The organism is Streptomyces canarius (genome assembly GCF_014650735.1).
In the GTDB taxonomy this organism is placed as follows: Bacteria; Actinomycetota; Actinomycetes; order Streptomycetales; family Streptomycetaceae; genus Streptomyces; species Streptomyces olivaceoviridis.
On sequence record NZ_BMVN01000174.1, the window covers coordinates 1 to 1,436 of the forward strand.

Here is a 1,436-nt window from a genome sequence, read left to right on the forward strand (position 1 = left end):
TGCGCCGTTGTGCGGGTGCGGTCAGAAGTCCTCGTCGAGGTCGACGGTGCCTTCGACGGCGACTTGGTAGGCGGAGGGTCGGCGTTCGAAGAAGTTGGTGAGTTCTTGGACGCCTTGGAGTTCCATGAAGGAGAAGGGGTTCTGGGAGCCGTAGCGGGGGGTGAAGCCGAGGCGGGTGAGGCGCTGGTCGGCGACGCATTGGAGGTATTGGCGCATGGAGTCGGTGTTCATGCCGGGCAGGCCGTCGCCGCACAGGTCGTGGGCGAACTGGAGTTCTGCTTCGACGGCTTCGTGGAGCATGTCGGTGACGTCTTGTTCGAGTTGGTCGTCGAAGAGGTCGGGTTCTTCTTTGCGGACGGTGTCGACGACGTCGAAGGCGAAGCTCATGTGCATGGTTTCGTCGCGGAAGACCCAGTTGGTGCCGGTGGCCAGGCCGTGCAGGAGGCCGCGGCTGCGGAACCAGTAGACGTAGGCGAAGGCGCCGTAGAAGAAGAGTCCTTCGATGCAGGCGGCGAAGCAGATGAGGTTGAGCAGGAAGCGGCGGCGGTCGGCCTTGGACTCCAGGCGCTCCAGCTTCTCGACTTCGTTGATCCACTTGAAGCAGAATTCCGCTTTTTCGCGGATGGAGGGGATGTTCTCCACGGCGGCGAAGGCGGCGGCGCGGTCGTCCGGGTCGGGCAGGTAGGTGTCCAGCAGGGTCAGGTAGAACTGGACGTGTACGGCTTCCTCGAAGAGCTGGCGCGACAGGTACAGGCGTGCTTCGGGGGAGTTGATGTGCTTGTACAGCGTCAGGACCAGGTTGTTCGCGACGATCGAGTCGCCGGTGGCGAAGAACGCGACGAGGCGGCCGATGAGGTGCTGTTCTTCGGGGGTGAGTTTGGCGAGGTCGGCGACGTCGGAGTGGAGGTCGACCTCTTCGACGGTCCAGGTGTTCTTGATGGCGTCCCGGTAGCGTTCGTAGAAGTCGGGGTAGCGCATGGGGCGCAGGGTCAGCTCGAAGCCCGGGTCGAGGAGGTTCTGGTTTCGGGTGGTCATTACTGGCAGGCCTCGCAGGACTCGGGGTTTTCCAGGGAGCAGGCGATCGCGTCGGGGTCGGTGGCCTGCTGGACGGGGACGGTGGCCTGCGCCTGGGCGGCGCGGGCGATGCGGGTGGCGGGGCGCGAGCGCAGGTAGTACGTCGTCTTCAGCCCGGATTTCCAGGCGTAGGCGTACATGGAGGAGAGCTTGCCGATCGTCGGTGTCTCCAGGAAGAGGTTCAGGGACTGGCCCTGGTCGAGGAACGGGGTGCGGGCGGCGGCCATGTCGATCAGACCGCGCTGGGGGATCTCCCACGCCGTGCGGTACAGGGCGCGGGTCTCTTCGGGGATCCAGGCGAAGTCCTGGATCGAGCCGCCCGAGTCGCGCAGGGCTTCGCGGGTGCGGGCGTCCCACACGCC

General features: G+C 65.5%; 2 protein-coding genes. Both read right to left on the bottom strand.

Going from position 1 to position 1,436, the window contains the following annotated elements; genetic code table 11:
* Positions 1 to 21: 21 nt before the first annotated feature.
* Positions 22 to 1,035, bottom strand: a complete 1,014-nt coding sequence (locus IE294_RS46655) for a ribonucleotide-diphosphate reductase subunit beta (RefSeq protein WP_189895378.1) — start codon at positions 1,033 to 1,035, stop codon at positions 22 to 24.
* On the bottom strand, positions 1,035 to 1,436 hold a 402-nt coding region (locus IE294_RS46660; RefSeq protein ID WP_189895379.1), incomplete at its 5' end, for a ribonucleotide reductase barrel domain-containing protein. The genes IE294_RS46655 and IE294_RS46660, both read right to left, overlap by 1 nt.

Coding starts and splice junctions, on each gene's coding strand:
- IE294_RS46655 (WP_189895378.1), bottom strand. CDS start 1,035: ATGACCACCCGAAACCAGAACCTCCTCGACCCGGGCTTCGAGCTGACC.